The following is a 17,575-nucleotide window of genomic DNA, read 5'->3' as shown; positions in this document are numbered from 1 at the left end:
AAGGCCCTTGACTCGGGCTGTGAGCAGACGAACACTTCCGGTCATGACACGACTCGCCCGCCCCAGTCGTCAGGTCACCCTGGCCGGTCTCGCCGCAGCCGCCCTGCTGGCGTCCCCACTCCTAGCCACCTCACCCGCCTCAGCCGAGCCGACCGTCCAGCAGCAGCCCGCTGCGAGCACTGGTCCGTCGCTGATCCCCAAGCCCGCCAAGCAGCAGGCGCTGCCCGGCCAGAGCTTCGCCCTGCAGCCCTGGAGCCTGGTGGGCCTCGAGACGAGCGCCAAGGAGAGCCGTGCGGCCAAGAAGGTCGCTGACGGACTCACCAGCCAGCTCCGGCGCTCCACCGGCTACCCGCTGCCGATCATCCCGGCGGTACCGGGTCTGGTCGACGTGAAGCTGTCCACCAACGGCCCGGCCTCGCTCGGCGCCGAGGGCTACCAGCTGCGCGCGGACCGCTCGCAGCTGAGCATCGTCGCGGCCACACCGGAGGGCCTGTTCCGTGGCGTGACCACGCTGCGCCAGCTGCTGCCCGCCAAGGCGGAGTCGAAGACCCGCCAGACCGGTCCGTGGCGCATCAGCGGTACCGCGATCTCCGACACGCCCCGGTACGGCTACCGCGGCGCAATGCTCGACGTGTCCCGGCACTTCTTCTCCGTCGCGGAGGTGAAGCGCTACATCGACCTAGCCTCGCTCTACAAGCTCAACAAGCTCCACCTGCACCTGTCCGACGACCAGGGCTGGCGGATCCAGGTGGACAGCTGGCCACGGCTCACGACGTACGGCGGCAGCCTGGAGACCACCGGGACGCCCGGCGGCTCGTACAGCAAGGCGGAGTACGCCCAGCTCGTCCAGTACGCCAACGACCACTTCATGGAGGTCATCCCCGAGATCGACACCCCTGGTCACACCAACGCGGCCCTGGCGTCGTACGCCGAACTGAACTGCGACGGCGTCGCTCCCCCGCTCTACACCGGCACCGAGGTCGGCTTCAGCTCGCTGTGCGTCGGCAAGGACATCACCTACGACTTCCTGGACGACGTGTTCCGCGAGGTCGCCGAGCAGAACCCGGGCAGCGTGCTGCACCTGGGCGGAGACGAGGCGCACTCGACGCCGCACTCGGACTACCTCACCTTCGTGCCGAAGGCGTCCGCTCTGGTCACCAAGCAGAACAAGCGCGTGATGGGCTGGCAGGAGATCGCCGAGACGCCGCTGCCGCCGGGCAGCATCGCGCAGTACTGGGGCACCGACGACAACCGCTCCCGCGAGCTCGCCCGCAAGGCGGCCGCGCAGGGCGCGCAGGTCGTGATGTCGCCGGCGAACCGGGCCTACATGGACATGAAGTACGACGACAGCACGCCATGGGGCCAGGACTGGGCCGGGCTGGTCAGCCTGCGGCAGTCGTACGACTGGAACCCGTCGACGCTGATCCCGAACCTGCCGGAGGGTTCGATCGCGGGCGTCGAGGCGCCGCTGTGGACCGAGACGCTCGACGACGTCGACAAGCTCGAGTACATGGCGTTCCCGCGGCTGCCGGGGATCGCGGAGCTGGGCTGGTCGCCGGCGTCGGCGCTGGACTGGACGGCGTACACCGACCGGCTGGCCGGTCAGGGCTCGCTGTGGGACACGCTCAGCGTGAACTTCTACCGGGCGCCGGAGATCGCCTGGCGGTGACCGGCTGACGAGGCCCCGGAGAGCGCGCTCTCCGGGGCCTCAGTCGTTTCCGAGCACTCTGTCGAACAGCCACGCGGCGTCGGCGTCCAGATCCTGCTCAGCGACGACCACGGCGGCGCCATCGATCTCCAGCCGGTACACGTACCGGTCGGGCTGCGGCCGTCCGGTGCCCGGTGGCTGCTCGACCAGCCGTACGGCGACCGCCTCCAGCCGCTCGGCATCGGGCTCGGTGGCGGTGTCGAGCTCGCCGCCGGCGGTCAGTCCGGCGAATCCACCACTGCGGCTGACTGTGAGAAACACCGAATACTCCCCGGGTCGTGGTCTGCCCAAACCTTCCCGAACCCGCCGAGTTCTGTCCAGCTTCGCGCGACACGCCGAGGCATTCCGCGCCGCCGAAAAGGCCATCACCCGGCGTACAGGAAGTGCTGTCCTACCTTGTCCCCGGCTGGAAACGCTCACAGCGGCCGGGCCGGGGACGAATCAGCAGGTCGCCGGGGGTTTCGTTGTCTGCGGGCGGTTCCGGTCCGGCCCGCCGGGCCCCTGTCGCGCCCGTCAGGGCCCGGTCACCGAGCGTGGCGGGCGGCAACTTTACGCGACACGTGTTCGTGGTCACCCCTTCCACGGGGCCCCAGATCGGCTACAGTTGTCGCGTTGCAGTTTTGGACTCCCATTGACTTTCGCTGTGCTGCATGGCCGGTTCTGTCTATCTGGGGCCTTTCGGCGACACGTGGCTCATGAGGTGTGGGTCGCGGTTTGTTACAAGCCATCAAGGAGATAGACACAAATGGCTGTCGGTACTGTCAAGTGGTTCAACGCTGACAAGGGCTTCGGCTTCATCACCCCGGATGACGGTGGCGCGGACGTGTTCGCGCACTACTCGGCCATCCAGACCTCGGGCTTCCGCTCGCTGGACGAGAACCAGCGCGTCGAGTTCGAGATCACCCAGGGCCAGAAGGGCCTGCAGGCGGAGAACATCCGCCCGATCTGATCCCCGGATCTGATCAGCTCTTCAGCACGGCAAAAACCGAACGGGCCGTCCACCTCCGGGTGGGCGGCCCGTTCGCCGTTGCGGGGCGATTGAGGCCGGGTACCAGTTCGGGCACAGCACGATCCCCTGAGGAGACCGATGACCGAGCAGGACCGGCCCGGTAACTACACCCGCGACGACGAGGACAAGGGCGAACGCCTCGACCGGCACTGGAACGAGCTGCTCCAGGAGCTCCGGCTGGCCCAGACCGGAACGCAGATCCTGTTCGCGTTCCTGCTCAGCATCGCCTTCCAGGACCGCTTCCAGGACGCCGACGCCTTCACCCACGACGTGTACGCCGCGACGCTCGTCGCGGCCGCGCTGGCGGTCGCGCTGTTCCTGGCCCCGGTCTCGTTCCACCGGATCGTCTTCCAGCAGCGGCTGCGCGACCGGCTGGTCCCGATCGCGCACCACCTGGCCAGCGCCGGCCTCGTCTTCCTGATCGCCGCGATGTGCGGCGGCGTCCTGCTCGCCCTCGACGTGGTACTCAACCGGACCGTCGCGATCATCGTGGTCGCGGTCGTGCTCGCCTGGTTCCTGGCGTTCTGGTACGCGCTTCCGGCGTACGTCCGCCGGGCCAGCAAGAACGACTAGCGGAAGCGCGGGAGGACCTCGGTCGCGACCTTCTCCAGGGCGGCCTCGGTGCCGGCGTACACGCCCTCGGCGCGCGGCCAGTGGGTGATGACGTCGGTGAAGCCGAGTGTCTCGGCGCGGCCGACGGCGTCAGCGAAGGAGTCGGCGCTGGACAGCGCGTAGGCCTTCGAGTCCAGCGACAGGTAGCGGTCGAACGGACGGCCTTCCAGTACGTCGTCCAGCCGGTGGCTGAGGTCGGCGACCGTCGTCCACCAGGTGTCCAGGTCGTCGGCCTTGCCGCCGGTGGTGACCCAGCCGGTGCCGTACTTGACCGCGAGGCGCAGCGAGCGCGGGCCGTTCGCGGCCATCACGAACGGGACGCGTGGTTGCTGGACGCAACCAGGCAGCGTGCGGCCGTTGCGGGTCTCGAAGTACTCGCCCTGGTGGTCCACGCGGTCGGTGGTGAGCAGCTTGTCGAGCAGCTCGGTGAACTCGGTCAGCCGGTCGACCTTCTGCCGCGGCGTCAGGTCCTCGCCGCCGAGGATGGTGGTGTCGATGCCGCCTCCCGCGCCGATGCCACAGATGAAGCGGCCGTTCGAGATGTCGTCCAGGGCGAGGATCTCGCGGGTCAGCGCGAGCGGGTGCCGGAAGTTCGGCGAGGTGACGAACGTGCCGAGTCTCACAGTCGAGGTGACCAGCGCGGCGGCGGTCAGCGTCGGCATCGTGCCGTACCACGGCGAGTCCTGCAGGCCGCCCCAGGTCAGGTGGTCGTAGGTCCAGACGTGGTCGAACCCGAGCTCCTCGGCGGCCCGCCACTTCGGTGCCGCCTCGCTCCACCGGTACTCGGGCAGGATCGTGATTCCGCATCGCATACCGACCACGATAGTTGCATTTCTCCACGATCTTCGACACGGTCGTCAGGCAGTCCCCCGACTTTCGAAAAGGAGGCGCGCCGAAGCGAGGCGTGTAGCAGCCGTGGCGATCGACATCGAGGATCAGCACCTGTCCCCCGATCACGAGAACGAGCACCCTGCACTAGCCACTCCACCACCACCCGGCAGCCGAAGTCGCGGCTCAGGGCTGGACCGAGTCGTCTTCGGCGTCACCGCGGCGATCGCGCTCGCCTTCGTGGCTTGGGGTTTCGCCGACTCCGGCGGCCTCGGTACGGCGTCCGACAGCGCGCTGACCTGGGTCGAGCACAACACCGGCTGGCTGTTCGTGCTGCTGGCCTCGGGGTTCGTGGTCTTCGTGATCTGGCTGGCCGCCGGCCGGTACGGGCGGATCCCGCTCGGCGCCGACGACGAGCAGCCCGAGTTCAAGACCGTGTCCTGGGTGGCGATGATGTTCAGCGCCGGCATGGGCATCGGCCTGATGTTCTACGGCGTCAGCGAGCCGCTCTCGCACTTCACCGCTCCCCCGCCCGGCACGGTCGAGGCCGGGTCGTCGGCGGCGCTGGAGACCGCGATGGCGACCACGCTGTTCCACTGGACCCTGCACCCGTGGGCGATCTACGCCGTCGTCGGCATCGCGATTGCCTACGGCACCTTTCGGCGCGGCCGCTCGCAGCTGATCAGCTCGGCGTTCGCGCCGCTGCTCGGCCGGCGGACCGAGGGGCCGATCGGCAAGGTGATCGACAGCCTGGCGATCTTCGCGACGCTGTTCGGCTCGGCGGCCTCGCTCGGCCTCGGCGCGGTGCAGATCGGGTCCGGCGTCCAGATCCTCGGCTGGATGGACAAGGCCGGTAACGGTGTCCTGGTCGCGGTGATCGCGATCCTGACCGCGGCCTTCGTCGCCTCGGCCGTCTCCGGTGTTGCCAAGGGCATCCAATGGCTGTCCAACATCAACATGGTGCTGGCCGTCGTCCTGGCCGTCTTCGTGTTCGTGGTCGGGCCGACCGTGCTGATCCTCAACCTGGTGCCGACCGCGATCGGCGACTACTTCCGCGACCTGGCCGACATGGCCGCGCGGACCGAGGCCAGCGGCGGCGACGCGATGGCGAAGTGGCTGTCCGGCTGGACGGTCTTCTACTGGGCCTGGTGGATCTCGTGGACGCCGTTCGTCGGCATGTTCATCGCGCGGATCAGCCGCGGGCGGACGATCCGGCAGTTCGTCACCGGCGTCCTGCTGGTGCCGTCGCTGGTCAGCCTGGTCTGGTTCTGCGTGTTCGGTGGCGCCGCGATCAACACCCAGCGCAACGGCACCGACATCGCCGGGCAGTCGACGCCCGAGGGACAGCTGTTCGGGCTGCTCGACACGTTCCCGCTGGCGTCGGTCGCGACGATCGTGGTCGTCGTACTGGTCGCGATCTTCTTCGTGTCCGGCGCGGACGCGGCCTCGATCGTGATGGGGACGCTGTCCGAGCGCGGGGCGATCGCGCCGCGCAAGCCGGTGGTCGTGTTCTGGGGTGTGCTGACCGGCGCGGTCGCGGCGGTGATGCTGCTGGCCGGCGGCGGTGGAGCCGAAGCGCTGCAGGGGTTGCAGAACCTGACGATCGTCGCGGCGCTGCCGTTCGCGCTGGTGATGGTCGGGCTCGCGGTCGCGCTGGCCAAGGACCTGCGCACCGATCCGTTGATGCTCCGGCGCGAGATCGGGACCGAGGCGGTCGAGAACGCGGTGATCGAGGGCGTCTCGGCGCACGGCGACGACTTCTCGCTGGTCGTCACCGGGAACGGCGAGGACGCCGTACCGAAGCAGGACGCCGTACCGAAGAAGTAGCTGGGAATATGTTGAGGGTTCAACTACATTGGAAGGTGCAACGACTTCCGAGAGGTGGACCCCCATGCAGAGCCCGGTGCTGTACCTCAGCCATGGCGCACCGCCGCTGGCCGACGACCGTGAGTGGACGTCCGAGCTGGCGGCGGTGTCGGCCGGTATCGAGCGGCCGACCGCGATCCTGATCGTGTCGGCGCACTGGGAGGCGGCCCCGCTCACGCTCGCCGCGACCGAGACCGTCCCGCTGCTGTACGACTTCTGGGGCTTCCCGGAGCGCTACTACCAGGTCCAGTACGCCGCTCCCGGTGCGCCGCAGCTCGCCGAGCAGGTGCGCAAGCTGCTGCAGGTCCCGGGGACGCCCGTGTACGACGATCCGTCGCGCGGGCTCGACCACGGCGCGTACGTGCCGCTGAAGGAGATGTACCCGGACGCGGACATCCCGGTGCTGCAGGTGTCGATGCCGACGCTGGACCCGGCCGCGCTGTTCGCGATCGGGCGGAAGCTGGCGCCGCTGCGGGACCAGGGCGTGCTGATCGTGGGGAGCGGGTTCACGACGCACAATCTGCGCGAGATCAACCTGGCGGGGGCGCCGGGTGCGCCCGCGCCGACCTGGTCGGTGGAGTTCGACGACTGGGCCCGGCGGGCGCTGGCGGCGCAGGACGTCGACTCGCTGATCGACTTCCTGCACAAGGCGCCGGCGGCCGGGATCGCGCACCCGCGGACCGAGCACTTCGCGCCGCTGTTCGTGTCGCTCGGTGCGGCGGAGGAGTCGCTCGGGAGCGCGGAGACGGTGATCGACGGGTTCTGGTACGGGCTGTCGAAGCGGTCCTGGCAGATCGGCTGAGTCAGCAGCTGTGGGCTGAGCGGCAGCTGTGCGGCTGAGCGGTCAGTTCGCCGGCGTCGCGAAGTGCGCGATGCTCGTCGTGCCGAGGCTGCTCAGCCAGACCTTGCCGTCGCGCTCGCGCACGCCGGTCGGCATGTGGAACTGCGGGTGCGTTCCGCGCAGGTCGTGCACGAGCCGGCCGGCGTCGTCGTACGCCTGGATCTCGATGATGTCCGCGGCCTTCGGCTTGAGCGCGTCGGGCAGGCCCCAGACCACCTTGCGGAAGACCGGCGCCTTCGGCAGCAGCGTGTCGAGCACGGTGTTGCGCGGCGAGCCGATCGCGACCCAGATCAGGCCGTCGGAACCACGCGAGATGTTGTCCGGCAGCCCCGGGATCGCCGCGACCAGCTCGGGCTCGGCGCTGTCCTTGGTGAGGTCGAGCTTGAAGAGCCCGTACCCGGCGGTCTCGGCGAAGAACAGCGTCCGCTGGTCACCGCTGAGCGCGACGCCGTTCGGGAACGGGCGCCCGTCCGCCAGCACGGTCAGCTCGCCGTCCGGCCGCAGCCGGTAGACGGTGCCGGTCGACGAGTGCTCGAGCAGGTCGGCCATCCACTCCTCGACGCCGAACCGGGTCGAGGAGTTCGTGAAGTAGATCGTGCCGTCGTCGGCGACGTCGGCGTTGTTGCAGAACCGCAGCGGCTGCCCGTCGACCTCGCCGAGCAGCGTCGTGACCTTGCCGTCGCGATCCATCGTCAGCAGCCCGCGGTTCGCGTCGCAGATCAGCAGCTTGCCGCCGGCCAGCCACTCCAACCCGAGCGGCCGCCCGCCGGTGTCCGCGAGCGTGCTGATCGTCAGGCCGTCCGCGCTGACCCGCAGGATGCGCCCGTCGCGGAGTCCGGTCAGCACGCTGCCGTCCTCGTCGATCAGCGTGTCCTCGGGTCCGTGCCCCGGTACAGCGACCACCTCGACCGCGAGCTCGGACGCATCCCGCGCGGGCGGAACGGGCGGGGGCGACCAGCGAACCGGCTCGATACGCGACTTCATCCCCCGAGCCTAGAAGCCCGGCCGCTCCGGCGGCCAGCTCCCAGGCGTGTCCTTCCCACCTGTTGCCGTGAGCACCTACTCCCCCGTCGAACCGTCCAGGTGCTCGCGGAGCAGATCCGCGTGCCCGTTGTGCCGCGCGTACTCCTCGATCATGTGCGTGACGATCCACCGCAGGCTGTACGACGTACCTTCGTCGTCAACGACATGATCGCCCGGCAGCCCCGCGATCGCCGCCCGGGCCTGCTCGACGGAATCGTGGTACCGCTGCAGATCCGCGGCGTACGCGGCCGGATCGAGCTCCGACCAGGCGGCATCGGGCGCCGCGTCCGACGAGTACGGGTACGACGTCGCGCCCTCGCTGAACGGCCCGACGAACCACCCCAGCTCGTCCTCGGTCAGGTGCCGGACCAACCCGTGCAGCGTCAGCGCCGACGGCGCCAGCACCGCGGTGCCCAGCTGTTCAGGCGTCAGCCCCTCGATCTTCCACCGGAACGTCCCACGCTGGAAGTCGAGAAACCCGAGCAGGGTCTCCAGCTCACCAGCGATGTACGGCGGGTCGACGCGTCCGTGCAGCTCCATGGTCGTCAACTATCGCGGGTCAAGGTGTCGCGGTGCTCGGCGACACCGTTCCCGCTCGGATCCTGAACGTACCGGAGGGGTCCTCCGATACGCCCGATAGGATTGCCGGCATGACATCGACTGAGTCCACCGATCGCCCCTATGCGAGCTACCCGGTTCGCATCGGTGTTCAGATCCAGCCCCAGCACGCCGAGTACGCCGACATTCGCCGCGTGGTGGCGAAGGTCGAGGAGCTGGGCGTCGACGTGGTGTTCAACTGGGACCACTTCTTCCCGCTCAGCGGCGCCCCGGACGGGCTGCACTTCGAGGCCTGGACGATGCTCGCGGCCTGGGCCGAGGCGACCGAGCGGATCGAGTTCGGCGCGCTGGTGACCTGCAACTCCTACCGCAACGCCGACCTGCTGGCCGACATGGCCCGCACCGTCGACCACATCAGCGACGGCCGGCTGATCTTCGGGATCGGGTCCGGCTGGTTCGAGAAGGACTACGACGAGTACGGCTACGAGTTCGGTACGGCGGGCGGCCGGCTCGACGCGCTCGGCCAGGCGCTGCCGCGGATCGAGCAGCGCTGGGCGAAGCTCAACCCGCGGCCGACGCGGGACATCCCGGTGCTGATCGGCGGCGGCGGCGAGAAGAAGACGCTGAAGCTGGTCGCCCAGCACGCGACGATCTGGCACGGCTTCGGCGACGCCGAGACGATGGCGCACAAGCACGCCGTACTGGACGCGCACTGCGCGACGATCGGGCGCGACCCGGGCGAGATCGAGCGCTCCGCGGCGGTCGGCGACAAGAGCCCGGAGGAGGCCGGCAAGGGGCTGCTCGACGTCGGGACGCGGCTGTTCACGATGAACAGCTCGGGGCCGGACTACGACCTCGGGCTGATCCGCGACTGGCTGGCGTGGCGCGACGAGGTCAACGCGAAGGACTGAACGGCACTACCTGAACGCCTCGGCGGCCTGCTGGACCTTGGTCTGGTGGGCCGTCCACCAGTCGCCGTCGCGGTCCTCGATGTTCGGGTTGCTCGCCCGCAGCCCGACCGCGCCGTCGATCGTCTCCCGGACGATGTCCGCGTGCCCGGCGTGCCGGTTGGTCTCCGCGACGACGTGGACCAGGATCCGGTGCAGCGTCACCTCATCCTCGCGCCACCACGGCACCTTCCCGACCGAGTCCAGGTCCAGCGCCTCGATCGTGGCGTCCGAGTGCGCGCCGACGCGGCGGTACAGGTCGACCAGCTCGTCGCGCGACTCGTCGACGGTCGCCCACAGGTCGGCCTCGGGCTCGGCGTCGTCGTCCCACCACGGCAGGTGCTCGGGGAACGGCCGGCCGAAGGTCGCGCCGAAGTACCCGGCCTCGACGATCGCCAGGTGCTTGACCAGGCCGAGCAGGTTGGTGCCGGTCGGCGTGACCGGCCGGCGTACGTCGTACTCGGAGAGTCCTTCGAGCTTCCACAGCATCGCCTCGCGGACCGAGCGCAGGTACGTGTGCAGCGTGTCTTTGGGATCCACGCGCTCACCCTAGGCGGGCGTCCGGGTCGGACGTGGCTTCGCTAGGATTTCCGGCATGCCTACGCTGCCTACGAACGGTTCGGTGCTGCCCATCACGCGGTGGGGCGAGGACGTCATGCACCGGCTGAACCAGCCGGTCACCGACTTCGGTGACGACCTGCAGAAGCTGGTCGCCGACATGGTCGCGACGATGAACGCCGCCGAGGGAGTCGGCCTGGCCGCGAACCAGGTCGGCGTGGACCTGCAGCTGTTCGTGTTCGACTGCCCCGACAAGGACGGCAAGCGGCACCAGGGCGTCGTCTGCAACCCGGTCGTCGAGCTCCCCGAGGGCAAGGACCGCCACCTCGACGAGGGCGAGGAGGGCTGCCTGTCCCTGCCCGGCGCCTTCACCAAGTGCGCCCGCCCCGACTTCGCCCGGGTGACCGGCGTCGACGAGCACGGCGAACCCGTCACCTACGAAGGCAACGGCCTGCTCGCCCGCTGCCTCCAGCACGAAACCGACCACACCCAGGGCACCGTCTTCGGCGACCGCCTCTCCCGCAAGTACAAGCGCCGCCTCTTCGCCGAGGCCGAGGAGCTCGCTCCGGACTACCCGAGCGACTGGCCGGTGTCGCCCATGCTCAACGCGGAGGCGCACGAGGACCAGCCGGTCAGCGAGTAGGTCGCTGGCGTCTTAGCTCGATCAGCGAATAGCTCGCTGGCGCCGGAGCCCGATCCACGTCAGCAGTACGGCGCCCGCGACGTACGCGATCGCCGGCACCCACGGCGTCTCCCAGGCGTCGACGGCCTTCGCGACCGTCGGCTCGCCTGGGTCGTAGACGATCTCGACCTGGTCGCCGGTCTTCGGCGCGGTGTCGTACCGGCCGATCGCCGTGGTGATCTCCTGCCCGTCGGCCGTGGCGTAGCGGGCTTCGAACGAGCGCTGGCCCCGGCCCGGCGGCGGCTCCTGCACGACGGTCGCGGTGACTCGTACCCCGCGACCGTCGAGCCTCGCCAGCTCGACGGCGGCATTCGCGCCGATGCCGAGCAGGACGAGCGCGCCGAGCAGGCAACCGGCGAAGCGCACAGGTGCCTTCGGCCTCCGCATAGCGGTGAGACTACCTGCGGAGGCTTCCGGCTCCCTGCGGGTCAGGCCTGTACGTCGCTCAGCGGCGTGTTCGGGTCAGCGAGCTTGGCGGCGTCGACCTGCTTCTTGGAGCGGATCAGCTCCTGGGTGGGCTTGATGCCGTCGTCCCACTGGTTGATGTGCATGCCGGCGATCACGCGGCGGTCGGCTAGCCAGAAGGCGTGGAACTCCTGCTTCTCGACGTCGCCGCGGGTGACGAGCTGGTCGTAGCCGTTGCCGATCCAGCCGGAGAACTCCATGCCGACGTCGTACTGGTCGGTGAAGAAGTACGGCAGGTGGTCGTAGCTGACCTCCTGGCCGAGCATCGACTTCGCCGCGACCGGGCCGCCGTTCAGCGCGTTGTCCCAGTGCTCGACGCGCAGGTGCTCGCCGTAGAACGGGTTCTGGATGTTCGCGACGTCGCCGACGGCGTACACGTCGGTGTCGTCGGTCCGGAACGCCGCGTCGACCGCGATCCCGTTGTCGACCGCCAGGCCGGCCTGCTCGGCGAGCTCGGTGTTCGGGCGCGCGCCGATGCCGATCACGACCACGTCGGCGGCGTACTCGCTGCCGTCCTCGGTCAGCACCGCCTCGACCTTGTCGGTGCCGCGGAAGCCGGAGACGCTCTGGCCGAGCCGCAGGTCGACGCCGTGGCGCAGGTGCAGCGACGCGAAGAACGCGCCCATCTCGCCGCCGAGCGCGGCCGACAGCGGCGTCTCCTGCGGCTCGATCACCGTCACCTCGCAGCCGTACTCCCGCGCGGCCGCCGCGGTCTCGAGCCCGATCCAGCCCGCGCCCACGACGACGACCCGGCCGCCGGCGCGGATCGCGTCACGAAGCTGGTCGGAGTGCCCGATCCGGCGCAGGTAGTGGATCCCGTCGAGCTTCACCCCGTCGACCTTGAGCCGCCGCGGCGAGACCCCGGTCGCGAGCAGCAGCTTGGTGTACCCGATCCGCTCGCCGCTGTCGAAGGAGACCTCGTGCGCGGCCCGGTCGAGCCCGGTGACGCGGTTGCCGAGCACCAGCTCGACGTCGTGCTCGGCGTACCAGCTCTCGGCGTGCACGAACGACTTGTCCCGCTCGTCCTTCCCGAGCAGGTACCCCTTCGACAGCCCCGGCCGCTCGTACGGCCGCTCGCGCTCGTCCCCGATCAGGACGACACGCCCGTCGAACCCTTCACCCCGCAAGGCCTCAGCCGCCTTCGCCCCTGCCAGACTGGCCCCGACGATGACGAAGCTGGATCCGCTGCTCATGAATCTCCTTCTAAAGACGATTGATTTCGACATTAGAAGTCCCGGTCGGCGCCGTCAACGCGTCCGGCCGTACGGTGGACAGATGCGCGAGTTCACGCCGTACGAGCAGGCGACGGTGGACGCCGATCTGCCGGTGCTCGAGCGGTGGGTCGCGGAACATCCGAGGCTCCGCGCCGAGGTGGTCGTCGATCGAGACGCGTACGAGTCGAACGTCGGGCATGTGCTGCTGGTCGTGCGACTGCTCGATCATTCAGCGGTACGCCTTGCGCGCGAGGAGCTTGCGGAGCTGGTGTCTCGCCCGGAGCACCTGCGGGTCCGGGCGTGGCGGTGGATGCCGGACCCGGCGGAGATCGAGCGGCTGCACGAGGAGGTGCGCGCGGTTCGGGTCGACGGTCCGGGGCGGGGGCGGATCAGCGTGAGCTGGGCGGATGTGACGACCGGGTTCTTGGTCGTCGCGCTCGACCGTGAGGATCCGGCGCTCGCCGCGGCGATCGAGGCGGTTCGGCCGGGGTGGGTGCGGGTGCATCCGGAGCCCATCGTCGTCCACCCGTTGGCGTGATCACCAGCGCGAGGACTTGAGGTCGTTCTCGAGGATCGCTTCGACGGTCTCGGCCGGGGTCTGGTTGGTGGTGTCGAGCCAGAGGCCTCGTTGCGGGATCTCGGTGAGGCCTGCCTGGAGAGTGCGGACGGCATCGGCGAGTGACTCGCCTGGGCGCTGCCAGGCGGCGTACGACGTACTGCCGCGGCCCAGCTCGCGGGTGACGATGGAGTCGACGGACGGGACGAGCACCACCAGGTGCGGCTCGACGTCGCGCAAGGCTGCGAACCAGCGCTCGACGTGGGCGCCGAGGATGATGTCGGAGCAGGTGAAGTCGAAGCCGGCGTCGGCGTAGTGCTGGGCGATCTTGGCTGTCGCGGCATACCGGAGCTCCAGCTGGCGGACCGCCTCGGGCTCGGGGTCGGGGGTCATGCCGACCGCGCCGGCGACGACGCCGTGGTGGAAGACGTCGCCGTCGAGGGTCGCCGCGGGCGGGCCGAGGCGGGACGCGAGCAGCGGCGCGATCGTGGACTTGCCGGCGGCCTGCATGCCGGTGATCAGGACGACTTTCCGCATGTGGCCAATCCCATCACGCCCGTCCAGGGCTTTTCGTCGATAAGCTGCGCGGGTGCCATCGATGCAGAGCGAGCCAGGGTCCAAGCGCCCGGTCACGCTCGACGACGTGGCGCGGCACGCGGGAGTCTCGCAGCCGACCGCGTCGCGGGTGCTGAACGGGAGCGCGCGCAAGGTCGCCGAGAGCTACCGCGAACGGGTGCTGGCGGCGGCGCGGCAGCTCGGGTACACGCCGAACCTGCCGGCCCAGGCGATGGCGCGCGGCACGTCGCGGACGGTGGCGCTGGTGATCAGCCTGATCTCCGACCCGTACTTCTCCGCGATGGCCGCCGAGATCATGAAGCAGGCCGAGGCGATCGGGCTGCACGTGTCGATCGCCGTCACCGAGCGGCACGCCGAACGCGAGCTCGATCTCGTGCGCGAGCTGCGCGGGCAGCAGCCGCGCGCGATCATTCTGGCCGGGACCGGGTACGTCGACCCGCCGTCGGAGCAGGACCTCGTCGACGAGCTGCGCCGGTACGAGGAGACCGGTGGACGGGTGGTGCTGATCAGCCGGAGCGACCTGCCGTTCGAGACCGTCGACTTCGACAACCACGAAGGCGCCCGGTCGCTGGCGCGCGAGCTGGCCGAGCTGGGCTACCGCCGCTGCCTGGTCCTCGGCAGCGCCACTCCCCTGCTCTCGATGCAGCGCCGGGTCGAGGGTTTCGTCCAGGGCCTCCTCGAGTCGGGCGTCGGCGACGCCCGGGTCCACCACCCCGACTTCAGCTGGGCCGGCGCCCGCGACTTCGTGCTGTCCCTGAGCGACGCCGAGCTCCACGACCTCCAGTTGGTCTTCGCCATCACCGACGACATGGCCCTCGGCGCCCTCGCCGGCCTCCGCGAACGCGGCCTCCGCATCCCCGAGGACATCGGCGTCGCCGGCTTCGACGACATCAGCACCCTGCGCGACGTGGTCCCCAAGCTCACCACCGTCCACGTCGCCCTGAACGCCGTCGCCGAAGAAGCCGTCTACCGGGCGACCACCACCGACACGACCCTCACCCGCCGCACGGTGCCGGCGTACCCCGTACTTCGCGCCAGCACTCCTCCTCTCACGTAGTCACAGCTTCACTCCTCCGCTCAGTAGGTCGATCTTCCAGTAGCGCTGGAGGCTGAGGAACAAGATCGCCAGCGGGACGATCGAGACCAGAACTCCGGCGATCACGATCGAGTACTGGGCTGCCTGGCCGCCGGTGATGATCATCAGGCCGTAGAGGCCGAGGGTGAGGGGGTAGAGGTGGTCGTCGCTGATCATGACGAAAGGGAGGAGGAAGTTGTTCCAGATGCCGATGAATTGGAGGAGGAAGACAGTGACCAGGGCCGGGAGCATGAGAGGGGCACCGACTGAGCCGAAGATGCGGAGTTCGGAGCCGCCGTCGATTCTGGCGGCTTCCATGATCTCGTCGGGGACTGACGCTTCGGCGTAGATCTTGCAGAGGTAGATGGCGAAGGGGCTGACCAGCTGAGGGAGCAGGACTGAGGCGTAGTTGTTGGTGAGGCCGAACTTTGCCATCAGCAAGAACTGAGGGATGGCGAGCATGATCTGTGGGAGCAGGACGGCGGCGACGATGGCTCGGAAGAGGGCTCGGCTGCCGGTGAAGTGGTACTTGCCGAGGGCGTAGCCGGCGGCTCCGGCGATCGCCGTCGAGAGCAGGCCGCCGCCTACCGCGTAGATCACCGAGTTGAGGATCCAGCGGGAGAAGATGCCGTTGTTGTACGAGAACAGCGCGTCCAGGTTGGAGAAGAAGCCGCCGGAGAAGGACGGGACGAACGGGGCTGTGGAGAAGAGTTCGTCGTTGGTTTTGGTCGAGGCGATCAGGATCCAGAGGACGGGGAGTACGCAGTACAGGGCGCCGATCAGCAGGATGATCGTGGGGACCCAGCGGATGTGGCGGGTCATCGGGTCTGCCTCCGGGTGAGTCGGCGACCCAGGGCGGAGACCAGGACGGTCGCCGTGACGGTCAGCGTGATCAGGACGAACGACGTCGCGGCGCCCTCGTAGATACTGTTGTTGACGAAGGCATCGGTGTAGACCCGCATCAGCGGCACCCAGGTCGACGAGATCGCGTTGGCCAGCGGCTTCAACGTCGTCGGTTCGTTGAACAGTTGCAGCGAGCCGATCACCGAGAACAGCGCCACCATCGCGACCGCGGGCGCGATCATCGGCAACTTCACGCGGACGGCGATCTGGAACTCCGACGCCCCGTCCAGCTCGGCCGCCTCGAACAGTTCCGGCGGCAACGACCGTACGGCGGTGTACAGGATCACCATGTTGAAGCCGACCACGCCCCACACCGCCACGTTCGCGACGCTGAAGAAGATCCCCTTGGTGCCGAAGTAGTCGACCACGTCACCGCCGATCGGCGAGGTCGCCGGCAGGTACAGGAACCCCCACAGCAGCGACGCGACCACACCCGGTACGGCGTACGGCAGGAAGATCGCGAGCCGCGCGAACCCGACCAGCCGGGCCCGCTTCGCGTCCAGGCACAGCGCGAAGAGCACCGCCAGCGCGACAGTCATCGGTACGCCGACCCCCGCGATCAGCAGCATCCGCCCCAGGCTGGCCCAGAACTCGCGGTCGCCCAGCGTCGCCGCGTAGTTGGCGAACCCGGCGAACACCTCGGTCGGCTTGCCGCCGCCGAGCAGCCCGCGCCCGACCTTGACGCGCAGGAAGCTGAGTACGACGGCGTAGATCGCCGGAGCGATCGTGAACAGCAGCAGCAGGAGCACCGCCGGTGCGACCAGCAGCACCGGGAGCAGGCCGCCACGCCCCTTGGGTCCGGACGTGGCGGCACGAGGCTGACTCATCTCAGCCGGCGACCTGGAAGCCGAGCTTCTTCATGTCGCTGACCGTTGCCTCTTGCATCGTGTCGAGAGCACCGGAGAGCGCGGTCTTGTTCTGCAGCGCCGCCCCGAAGGCGTTGCTGTAGGCATCGAACGTGACGTTTGCGTTCGGCCCCCAGATGTCGAAGCTGCGGACGTTGGCCGAGACCGTTGCCATCAGCGTGTTGTAGTCGGGCTGGTTCGACATGAACGGCGGCGGAGTCTTCAGCGCGGGCAGCTCCTGCCCCTGCTTGGAGGCCGGGAACGCCTGCACGTCCTTGACCAGGATGCTCATCCCCTCCTCCGAGGAGTTCATCCACTCGATGAACTTCGCGGCCTCGGCCGGGTGCTTGGAGTTCGCGGTGACGGCCTCGGTCTCACCGCCCCAGATGCCGACGGTCTTGTCGCCCGCGGTCCACGCGGGCAGCGGTACGGCGGCCCACTTGCCGGCCGTGTCCTTGGCGATCGACGGCAGCTGGTTCGGGCCCCACTGCGCGCCGACCCAGCCGACCAGGGTGCCGTTGTTCATGTCGGTGTTCCACTGCGCCGACCAGTTCGGCTGCGGGCTGACCAGCCCCTTCTTGATCAGGCCGTCCCAGTAGTCGGCGACCTTCTTGCTGGCGGCGTCGTTGATGTTCACCGACCAGGTGTCGCCGTCGGCCTTCCACCAGTTGGCCCCGGCCTGCTGCGCGAGCCCGGCGAACCAGCCCGGGTCGGCGGCGGTGAAGTTGCCGATGAACTTCTTCGGCGCGGCCTTCTTCAGCGCCGCGGCGGTGGCGGCGTACTCGTCCCAGGTCGCCGGGGCCTTCAGACCGAGCTGGTCGAAGACGTCCTTGCGGTAGAAGAACACCATCGGGCAGACGTTCTGCGGTACGCCGTACGTCTTGCCCTCGAATTGGACCTGGGAGAGCGCGGCCTTGTCGTACTTGGTGTCCAGGCCCTTCACGTAGTCGTCGATCGGGACCACGACCTGGTTGGCGATCAGCGCCGGCAGCGCCTGGTACTCGACCTGGGTGATGTCGGGGTTGGTGCCGGCCTTGTTGTTGGTGATCAGCTTGTTGTAGAGCGTGTAGCCGGTGCCGGACGGTTTGGTCAGCTTGACCTGGACGTTCGGGTTCGCGGCGTTCCAGGCGGCGACGACCTTGTCCATCCCGCCGTCCCAGTTGACGAACTCCAGCGTGATCTTCTCGCCGGAGCCGCTGCTGCTGCTCCCGCCCGTCGGTGCGGACCCGGAGTCCGAGCTCGAGCACCCGGCGAGCGTGAGCGCCGCCGCGACCAGTACGCCGACGACGGCGGTCTTGCCTGACTTCAT

20 protein-coding genes are annotated in these 17,575 nt (G+C 69.1%); 9 read left to right on the top strand and 11 right to left on the bottom strand.

The features are described from left to right. Window positions 1-43 precede the first annotated feature (43 nt). Complete coding sequence (locus tag AB0M01_RS38810; protein WP_363677775.1) at window positions 44-1,669, top strand: beta-N-acetylhexosaminidase; 1,626 nt, start codon at window positions 44-46, stop codon at window positions 1,667-1,669. 39 nt (window positions 1,670-1,708) lie between these two features. On the opposite strand, the gene AB0M01_RS38805 is transcribed toward AB0M01_RS38810, so the two are convergent. Next, entirely contained in the window at window positions 1,709-1,969 is a 261-nt protein-coding gene (locus AB0M01_RS38805; protein ID WP_363677774.1) for a protealysin inhibitor emfourin, read from the bottom strand. A gap of 484 nt (window positions 1,970-2,453) precedes the next feature. Here AB0M01_RS38805 and AB0M01_RS38800 point away from each other — a divergent pair, with 484 nt between their 5' ends. Beyond that, a complete protein-coding gene (locus AB0M01_RS38800; RefSeq protein WP_012921273.1) occupies window positions 2,454-2,657 on the top strand; it encodes a cold-shock protein in 204 nt (67 codons plus the stop codon). A gap of 138 nt (window positions 2,658-2,795) precedes the next feature. Then, the gene (locus AB0M01_RS38795) at window positions 2,796-3,290 is read left to right on the top strand and encodes a DUF6328 family protein (RefSeq protein ID WP_363677772.1); all 495 of its coding nucleotides are present in this window, start codon (window positions 2,796-2,798) and stop codon (window positions 3,288-3,290) included. Here AB0M01_RS38795 and AB0M01_RS38790 read toward each other — a convergent pair. Then, on the bottom strand, window positions 3,287-4,141 hold the full coding sequence (locus AB0M01_RS38790) for an LLM class flavin-dependent oxidoreductase (RefSeq protein WP_363677770.1): 855 nt from the start codon (window positions 4,139-4,141) through the stop codon (window positions 3,287-3,289). The genes AB0M01_RS38795 and AB0M01_RS38790 overlap by 4 nt on opposite strands. A 103-nt stretch (window positions 4,142-4,244) precedes the next feature. Here AB0M01_RS38790 and AB0M01_RS38785 point away from each other — a divergent pair, with 103 nt between their 5' ends. Continuing rightward, window positions 4,245-5,984, top strand: coding sequence for a BCCT family transporter (locus tag AB0M01_RS38785; protein WP_363677768.1), 1,740 nt, complete (start codon window positions 4,245-4,247; stop codon window positions 5,982-5,984). A 64-nt stretch (window positions 5,985-6,048) separates the two neighbouring features. After that, window positions 6,049-6,825, top strand: coding sequence for a class III extradiol ring-cleavage dioxygenase (locus AB0M01_RS38780; RefSeq protein WP_363677766.1), 777 nt, complete (start codon window positions 6,049-6,051; stop codon window positions 6,823-6,825). Window positions 6,826-6,867: 42 nt separating this feature from the next. On the opposite strand, the gene AB0M01_RS38775 is transcribed toward AB0M01_RS38780, so the two are convergent. Together AB0M01_RS38775 and AB0M01_RS38770 are read right to left on the bottom strand one after the other, a co-directional pair. Then, window positions 6,868-7,848 (bottom strand): SMP-30/gluconolactonase/LRE family protein, encoded by a 981-nt coding sequence (locus AB0M01_RS38775; RefSeq protein WP_363677765.1) that lies wholly within the window; start codon window positions 7,846-7,848, stop codon window positions 6,868-6,870. A 75-nt stretch (window positions 7,849-7,923) separates the two neighbouring features. After that, window positions 7,924-8,427: a DinB family protein gene (locus AB0M01_RS38770; protein WP_363677763.1), complete on the bottom strand. Its 504-nt coding sequence runs from the start codon at window positions 8,425-8,427 to the stop codon at window positions 7,924-7,926. 110 nt (window positions 8,428-8,537) lie between these two features. Between AB0M01_RS38770 and AB0M01_RS38765 the strand changes: the two genes are divergently transcribed. Beyond that, window positions 8,538-9,356 carry an LLM class F420-dependent oxidoreductase gene (locus AB0M01_RS38765; RefSeq protein WP_363677762.1) on the top strand — a complete coding sequence of 273 codons (819 nt, stop codon included), beginning with the start codon at window positions 8,538-8,540 and terminating at the stop codon, window positions 9,354-9,356. 6 nt (window positions 9,357-9,362) lie between these two features. Here AB0M01_RS38765 and AB0M01_RS38760 read toward each other — a convergent pair whose 3' ends face one another. Further along, window positions 9,363-9,932 carry a DinB family protein gene (locus AB0M01_RS38760; protein ID WP_363677760.1) on the bottom strand — a complete coding sequence of 190 codons (570 nt, stop codon included), beginning with the start codon at window positions 9,930-9,932 and terminating at the stop codon, window positions 9,363-9,365. Between the two features lie 55 nt (window positions 9,933-9,987). Here AB0M01_RS38760 and def point away from each other — a divergent pair, with 55 nt between their 5' ends. Next, on the top strand, window positions 9,988-10,593 hold the full coding sequence (gene def / locus AB0M01_RS38755) for a peptide deformylase (RefSeq protein WP_363677759.1): 606 nt from the start codon (window positions 9,988-9,990) through the stop codon (window positions 10,591-10,593). Between the two features lie 21 nt (window positions 10,594-10,614). Here the strand turns inward: def and AB0M01_RS38750 are convergent, their stop codons facing one another. Continuing rightward, on the bottom strand, window positions 10,615-11,019 hold the full coding sequence (locus tag AB0M01_RS38750; RefSeq protein WP_363677757.1) for a DUF3592 domain-containing protein: 405 nt from the start codon (window positions 11,017-11,019) through the stop codon (window positions 10,615-10,617). A 41-nt stretch (window positions 11,020-11,060) separates the two neighbouring features. Next, on the bottom strand, window positions 11,061-12,290 hold the full coding sequence (locus AB0M01_RS38745) for an FAD-dependent oxidoreductase (RefSeq protein ID WP_363677755.1): 1,230 nt from the start codon (window positions 12,288-12,290) through the stop codon (window positions 11,061-11,063). An 82-nt stretch (window positions 12,291-12,372) separates the two neighbouring features. Between AB0M01_RS38745 and AB0M01_RS38740 the strand changes: the two genes are divergently transcribed. Further along, complete coding sequence (locus AB0M01_RS38740; RefSeq protein ID WP_363677753.1) at window positions 12,373-12,849, top strand: hypothetical protein; 477 nt, start codon at window positions 12,373-12,375, stop codon at window positions 12,847-12,849. On the opposite strand, the gene AB0M01_RS38735 is transcribed toward AB0M01_RS38740, so the two are convergent. Further along, complete coding sequence (locus AB0M01_RS38735; RefSeq protein ID WP_363677751.1) at window positions 12,850-13,404, bottom strand: AAA family ATPase; 555 nt, start codon at window positions 13,402-13,404, stop codon at window positions 12,850-12,852. It lies immediately after the preceding gene. Between the two features lie 61 nt (window positions 13,405-13,465). Between AB0M01_RS38735 and AB0M01_RS38730 the strand changes: the two genes are divergently transcribed. Further along, complete coding sequence (locus tag AB0M01_RS38730; protein WP_363677789.1) at window positions 13,466-14,500, top strand: LacI family DNA-binding transcriptional regulator; 1,035 nt, start codon at window positions 13,466-13,468, stop codon at window positions 14,498-14,500. On the opposite strand, the gene AB0M01_RS38725 is transcribed toward AB0M01_RS38730, so the two are convergent. The 3 genes from AB0M01_RS38725 to AB0M01_RS38715 are packed head-to-tail and all read right to left on the bottom strand — an operon-like array spanning window position 14,501 to window position 17,575. After that, window positions 14,501-15,340 (bottom strand): carbohydrate ABC transporter permease, encoded by an 840-nt coding sequence (locus AB0M01_RS38725; protein ID WP_363677749.1) that lies wholly within the window; start codon window positions 15,338-15,340, stop codon window positions 14,501-14,503. Continuing rightward, the gene (locus AB0M01_RS38720; RefSeq protein ID WP_363677747.1) at window positions 15,337-16,248 is read right to left on the bottom strand and encodes a sugar ABC transporter permease; all 912 of its coding nucleotides are present in this window, start codon (window positions 16,246-16,248) and stop codon (window positions 15,337-15,339) included. The genes AB0M01_RS38725 and AB0M01_RS38720 overlap by 4 nt, the downstream gene beginning before the upstream one ends. Window position 16,249: 1 nt before the next feature. After that, complete coding sequence (locus AB0M01_RS38715) at window positions 16,250-17,575, bottom strand: sugar ABC transporter substrate-binding protein (protein WP_363677746.1); 1,326 nt, start codon at window positions 17,573-17,575, stop codon at window positions 16,250-16,252.

It is taken from the genome of Kribbella sp. NPDC051770 (genome assembly GCF_040681455.1).
Lineage (GTDB): Bacteria > Actinomycetota > Actinomycetes > Propionibacteriales > Kribbellaceae > Kribbella.
Note: the sequence above shows the minus strand (reverse complement) of the source record. Positions and strands in the feature narration are given on the sequence as shown.